The sequence below is a fragment of the Gemmatimonadaceae bacterium genome (assembly GCA_036273715.1).
GTDB lineage: Bacteria > Gemmatimonadota > Gemmatimonadetes > Gemmatimonadales > Gemmatimonadaceae > JADGGM01.
This window is the reverse complement of the sequence record DASUHB010000022.1, coordinates 1-6,209: the sequence shown is the minus strand read 5'-3', so window position 1 is coordinate 6,209 and position 6,209 is coordinate 1. Positions and strand designations below refer to the sequence as shown.

The 6,209-nt window shown below is 68.7% G+C and carries 4 protein-coding genes; 1 reads left to right on the top strand and 3 read right to left on the bottom strand.

The window, feature by feature from the left end:
• The coding region (locus tag VFW04_03785; protein ID HEX5178425.1) for a hypothetical protein at positions 1–3,796 on the bottom strand (3,796 nt) is incomplete at its 3' end.
• A 362-nt stretch (positions 3,797–4,158) separates the two neighbouring features.
• Here VFW04_03785 and VFW04_03780 point away from each other — a divergent pair.
• The gene (locus tag VFW04_03780; protein HEX5178424.1) at positions 4,159–4,806 is read left to right on the top strand and encodes a TetR family transcriptional regulator; all 648 of its coding nucleotides are present in this window, start codon (positions 4,159–4,161) and stop codon (positions 4,804–4,806) included.
• A 55-nt stretch (positions 4,807–4,861) separates the two neighbouring features.
• Here VFW04_03780 and VFW04_03775 read toward each other — a convergent pair whose 3' ends face one another.
• Together VFW04_03775 and VFW04_03770 are read right to left on the bottom strand one after the other, a co-directional pair.
• Positions 4,862–5,086: a hypothetical protein gene (locus tag VFW04_03775; protein HEX5178423.1), complete on the bottom strand. Its 225-nt coding sequence runs from the start codon at positions 5,084–5,086 to the stop codon at positions 4,862–4,864.
• A 292-nt stretch (positions 5,087–5,378) separates the two neighbouring features.
• Positions 5,379–6,209, bottom strand: an 831-nt coding sequence (locus VFW04_03770; GenBank protein ID HEX5178422.1) for an arginine--tRNA ligase, incomplete at its 5' end; no start/stop codon positions are given.

The following is a 6,209-nucleotide window of genomic DNA, read 5'->3' as shown; positions in this document are numbered from 1 at the left end:
GGCGCAGGCTCCAGTTTATCCACTCGGTGACCGGCGCCGCTGCCTCGTCCGGCAGCGCTCCCGCTCCGAGCGCGCCTAACGCGCGGCCGAGCGGCGCGGCGGCGGCGGAGAGGGGCGCGGCCGCATCTACCAAAGCCGCATGCGCCATCGCCAGCTCCTGCCCTGCCACCACCAGCGCGCGCCGAGCGTTAGGCGCGTGCTCGGCGTCCGAGGCTGCGGCGGCGGCCAGGCGCTCCTGCGCGATCCGGCACGCTGTATCGACGGCGCGCCGCACGCGGCCATCGCCCACCGCGTCGTCGGGAATCGCCAAGCACGCCTGCCGCAGCGCGATCAGATGGCCGGCCAGGTTCCCGCTGTCGACGGTGGAAATGTACGCGGGCTCGAGCACGTGCAGGTCGTGCAGGTCGTACCAGTTGTACAGGTGGCCGCGGAAGCGGCGCAGCTGCTCGATGGACCGGAACGCCAACTCCAGCCGCCGCGTCATGTCCTCGACGGTGATGAAGCCGAGATCGTACGCGCTCGTCGTGGCCAGCAGTTGGAGACCGATGTTGGTGGGCGACGTGCGCATGGCCACCACCGGCGACGGGTCTTCCTGGAAATTGTCCGGCGCCAGCCAATTCGTGTCGGCGGTCACGAACCGGTCGAAGAAGCGCCAGTGGAGCAGCGCGTATCTGAGGGCCTCCAGCCGCCGCGCCGGCGCCAGCCGCAGGCGGTTAGGCGTGGCCGGCGCGCTCAGCGCGTGCGCCACCGCCGGCGAGGCGATCCACAGCACGACCAACGGCAGGACGGACACCGCGAGCTGCCACAGGCGCGCGCTCGTCTCGAGCGGCACGATGCCCATCCAGCGCGGCGACGCGGCCGCGCCTAACGAGCCGGCGACGCCGCTCGCGGCCCCGGCCGCGACAACACCGGCGGCGATGGCGATCGCGGGCCACATCGCACCCCACACCGAGCGCGTCGTGGTCGACGTCACCCGCTCGGCCAGCGAGGCCGGCTGCCACTCCAGGAGCCGCCGCTTGCTCACGATGAGACGCCACAGCGTGCGCACGATCGCGTCCATCGAGATCCACGCCTGGTGCGGAAGAAAGATGATCGCGAGCGCCACTTGCCTCGCGCTCGTCTCCGCGTCGCGGGCAACCGCCGCGTAGTACGCGCGCCACGACTTGTCGATCGGCGGGCGCACGAGCGCGAGCAGCAGCGACCCGATCCACGGCGCGGCGAGCGCGGCCAGGCCTAACGCAGTCCAGCGCAGCGGCGACCCGGGCAGCACGGTCCATCCCGCCACCAGGAACACCAGCAGTGCGATCTCGACCGTGCTCCGCCGCAGGTTGTCGAGAATCTTCAATCGCGACAGGAGCGACAGCCGGTTAGGCTCCGGGCCATCGGGGCCCGGCACGCGCGACGTCAGCCAGCGCAGCAACTGCCAATCGCCGCGAATCCAGCGGTGCTTGCGGCGGGCGTGCGTGAGATAGCTTGCCGGGTAGTCGTCGTAAACGGTGATGTCGGTGGCCAGGCCGGCCCGCGCGTAATTCCCCTCGATCAGATCGTGCGACAGGAGCGTGTTCTCGGGGAAGCGGCCGTGCGTCGCCTGCTCGAACGCATCGACGTCGTAGATTCCCTTCCCCGTGAAGCTCCCCTCGCCATAGAGATCCTGATAGACGTCGGACACCGCCGTCGTGTACGGATCGACACCCGGGTGTCCCGAATGAATGGCGGCAAACCGCGACCGGTACGCGCTCGGCAGCGAGACGGCGACGCGCGGTTGAAGAATGCCGTAGCCGCGCACGACGCGCCCGCGCGCCGGATCGTACACTGCGCGGTTGAGCGGATGTGCGAGCGCGCCGATCAAGTGCGGCGCCGCGTCCGGAGGAAGCACGGTGTCGGCATCGAGCGTGATCACGTAGCGCGCCGGCCGTATCGCTCCCGCATCTCCCACGGTCACCGAGAAAGCGCCGGCCGCCCCGTCGCGCAAGAACCGGTTGAACTCCGCAAGCTTGCCGCGCTTCCGTTCCCATCCCATCCACACCCCTTGCTGCGCGTTCCATCGCCGAGGCCGGTGAAACAGGTAGAAGGCATCGTTGGTGTCTCGGGCGTACTTGGCGTTCAGCGTGCGCACCGCGAGCGCCGCCGCCTCGATGATGGGACCGTCATCGGCGCGCGTCTCGGTCGGCGAATCGGTGAAGTCGCTGAGAATGGCGAAATGCAGGTGCGCATCCCGATTCGCGAGAAACTGCACCTCGAGATTCTCCATCGCCTCGCGCACGGCATCGACGCTCCCGAAAAGCGTCGGGATGACGACCACCGTCCGGTATTCTTCAGGGACGCCGTGCTCGCGCAGATCCAGCTTCGGCAAGAGACGCGGCGGCAGAAACGCCGTGATGAGCTGGCTCACGATGCTCACCGCGATGTCGTTGGCCGGGATGAGACCGAACAGCAGCACGGCCAGCCACGCCGTTCGCGCCTCCGCGCCGGCCAGCCACAGCACCGCGCCTAACGCGACCAGCGTGGCGCACACGATGCCGCCGGCGAACACCACGTTGGGATGGCGGAGTACCAGTCGGTGCAGCGACTCGGACGGCGGTGCGCGATAGGCGGTGGCTCGCTCCAGTTCCGCACACCCCTCGTCGATGAGATAGTAGCCCACGTGCGCGCGATGGCCGTCCGCTCCGCCATCGCTTAACGCAGCGCGGGCCAGGTCCACCGCGCACTGCGCCACCGCCTCCTCCGGCCGGCGCGTCCGCTTGGCGATGCGCTCGACGACGTGGCGATATCGGTCGCGCGTCGCGAACGTCATGCGCGCATAGACATCGGCGGGATCCTGCCGAAGCACCGATTCCGTTTTGCTCTGCCGGTCGACGAACGTCCGCCAGTCGGCGCTGGCCACGGCACGCAGGCTCGTGATGCTGTTCGCCATCATGATCTGCGTGAGCGCCAACCGGTCGGTCGACCGCGCCGCGGCCTCCTCGGCCGTTAGGCCGTCTTCCGCGATCCATTGTTCCAGGCGGACCAGCGGTGGGAAGGAGCCGCGTGCCAGCCGGAGTTGCTGCAGAAATCGCGAGACGAAGTTCGCGGTGAGCGGCGGGTGCGACGCCACGAAACTGTCGAGCGCCGATGCCAGTGGCGCCGGTCCCTCGTCGCTGGCGTCGCGAATGCGCGCCGCCCACGCATCGGCATCCGCAATTTCGTCCAGACGCTGCACCGTTCTGAGCGCCATGCGCCGCACGTTCTCGATCAAGCCGAGTCGCAGCATGGCTGGTATGGCCCAGAGCTCTCCGATGGACAGCGGCGCGACCTGCTGAAACGCGCTCACGAACGGATCGACGTTTTCCAGGTCGACGCGCCCCTCGGTGTGCGCGATCAGCGTGATCGCCAGTTCGTAGACGCGCGGATAGCCGGCCAGCGGTCCGCTCGCGAGCTCGGGCAGCTCGCGGTAGTAGCCGCGCGGCAAACTCTCGTGCACCTCCTGGATGTGCTCGTGCACGACGAAGAAGTTGTCGAGCAGCCAGTCGCCGGCCGGCCCGACGTCTTGATCGCGGGCGGCCTCGGCGGCCAGGCGCGTGCGCGCGGCATCGAGGATGCGGCGGGTGCCGTTGAGCCTCGCGAGCAAGCGCGCGCGCCGCTCGGGCGCGGCGCGGAGGCGCTGCTCGCCCGCCACCTCCTGTGCCCGCTCGGCCTGATGGTCGACGCCTAACAGGTCGCCGCGGATCGGACCTGCGAGCAGGTCATCCGCGCGTTCCGATCGGCGTTCGAAGATGCGCGCGAGAAGACGCGAACGGGGAGCGACACGGGATGCCACTGACGCGAAGACCGCCGAGGTGGAGGGGGAGGGGGACCGACGTGGTTGGACGGCAGCGGGGCGCGCGCGCACTCAGTGCGCGACGCCGCGGTGGCCGTCTGCAAATGTACTCACTATCGGCGCCGGCGGGGCGGCCATGGCGTTCGTCGACCGCGGATCCGGCGCCGCGCCGTATTGACCATGCGACCAATGCGCGGTATGATTCATTGGTCGCTTGGTCAATCCGACCCGGCCCGGGCTGCGCCGGGCCCACGTGAGGCAGAGGGACCGCGCCGGCGGCGCGGTCCGGCAGGAATCCCCGACGACATCCATGGGACCGCACGTTCATCGGCGCTCGGCCACGACCGAGAGGAGAATGACGCATGCCCGGACAGAAAGCACCAGAGGAAACTCGCCGCGACCAGCTTCTGGCGGCGGCCCACGCCGTGGCCGCGCGCCGCGGGATCAACGGCCTAACGGTTCGTGCCGTGGCCGCCCAGGCGAAGCTCAGCCATGGCCTCGTGCTGTTTCACTTTCGGCGGAGGGACGAGCTCGTCACCGCGCTGCTCGACCGGGTGCTCGCGAACACCTTCCTCCTCACGACCTCGAACGATGTCCGTCAGATTCCGGACGCCGAGGGTCGCTTCATCGCCGCGATCCGGCAGGAAATGGATCGCTTGGCTGAGGCCCCGCGCCTGGTGCGGCTCTTCTTCGAGTATTGGGCGCTCGGCTCGAGACATGGCCGCGTCCGATCGAAGGTCGGCGCTGCTCTGTCCGAGTATCGCGCGGCATTCCGTACGCTGGCCGAGGAAGCGTTGGAGACCGATCGAGCCCGATTCACCGGCGCGACGCCAGAGGGCTTGGCCGCCGTCGCCGTCAGCCTCATCACCGGGTGCGCCGTGCAGGCGATGATCGACCCGGAGGGTTTCGACATCGCGGAGTATCGCGCGGCGGCGCAAAGCGCGATGGGACGCGGGCGGCCCCGCGCGAAGAAGCGTGGCCAGAAAGCGGCCTTCGCGGCAATCGCCTAACGGCGCCGAACGGTTCCGGACCAGCGCCGTCGGTGGTTGGCGGCGGCGCTGCTGGTCACCGGGTCATCAGTACGCGGCAGACCACAAACGCCAGCAGCGCGAGCAGAACCCATGCGCCGATACCGAGCGTGTTGCCTCTGCGGCGTGCGGTGTACCGCGTGCGCCACGGGCAATCTGCGTCGAGCTCGAGCGGCAGGTATTCAGCGCGCGGCGCGCTGGGTAATCCGCGCGGAGATGCAGCGTCGGGGATCCGGAATGAGGCAGAGCGAATCACGTGCATGACGCGCCTCGTTGGTGAAGGCGTCGCCAGAAGCGCCGGAAGGAGAACTCCGCAGAACCATCGCGCTGGTGACTTCATCGCGACTTGTTCAATCTACCTCACTGCGCACCTGCCGGCAACCGACGCCGCGTCCCCAGGCCAGTGCGGTGCCACGACGGCCGGCGTTCGCGCCATGTGCCTAACGCGGCGTCACGCCGCCGAGCGTTGGCCGATATCCACGGCGCGCTCGGCCAGGACATCCACTTGGTCCGCCGGGTAGTCCCTGCCCGCGACGCCCACCACAGCGGACGCCCTACATTCGGTCTGGCGCCGAGATCCCCAGGAGCATCAAGGCATTGCGCAAAACGATCTGCGTAGCGCGCGCCAGCACCAGTCTGGCCGCGGTGATCTCGGCCGGCTCGTTCAATACGTGGTGCTTGTGGTACCAGAGGTGCGCGAGGCGCGCCGTTTCATGGAGGTAGCCCGCCACACGGTGGGGTTCGAGGGCCTGCGCCGCGCCGGCCACGACCGCCGGGAAATCGAGCAGCGACTTGATGAGCTCCTGCTCCTCGGGCTCGGCCAGGATCGAGTAGTCGACGCCTTCGCCCGTGACTGATGCCGGATTGATCTCGCCCACGCGAAAGATGCCCGACATGCGCGCGTGCGCCATCTGGATGTAGTAGACCGGGTTTTCTTCACTCTGGGTGCGGGCCAGGTCGACGTCGAAGATGAGTTGCGAGTCGCCTTTGCGCATGAGGAAGAAGTAGCGGACCGCATCGCGGCCCACTTCGTCCACCAGGTCGCGGACGGTGACGTAGCTGCCCGCGCGCTTGGAGATTTTCACTTCTTCCCCGCCCTTCATCACCGTGACCATCTGGTGCAGCACGTAGTCGGGGTATCCGTTAGGAATCCCCATGTTGAGCGCCTGGAGACCCGCGCGTACGCGGACCACGGTGCTGTGGTGGTCGGAGCCCTGGACGTTGATGGCGCGGGCGAAGCCGCGGCGCCATTTGGTGACGTGGTAGGCGACGTCGGGGACGAAGTAGGTGTAGGAGCCATCGCGTTTGCGCATGACGCGATCTTTGTCGTCGCCGAAGTCGGTGGTGCGGAGCCAGAGGGCGCCGTCTTTCTCGTAGGTGTGGCC

Bases quoted from the DNA above. Each gene is read 5' to 3' on its own strand.
- VFW04_03780 (HEX5178424.1), top strand. From the start codon at position 4,159: ATGCCCGGACAGAAAGCACCAGAGGAAACTCGCCGCGACCAGCTTCTG.
- VFW04_03775 (HEX5178423.1), bottom strand. From the start codon at position 5,086: ATGCACGTGATTCGCTCTGCCTCATTCCGGATCCCCGACGCTGCATCT.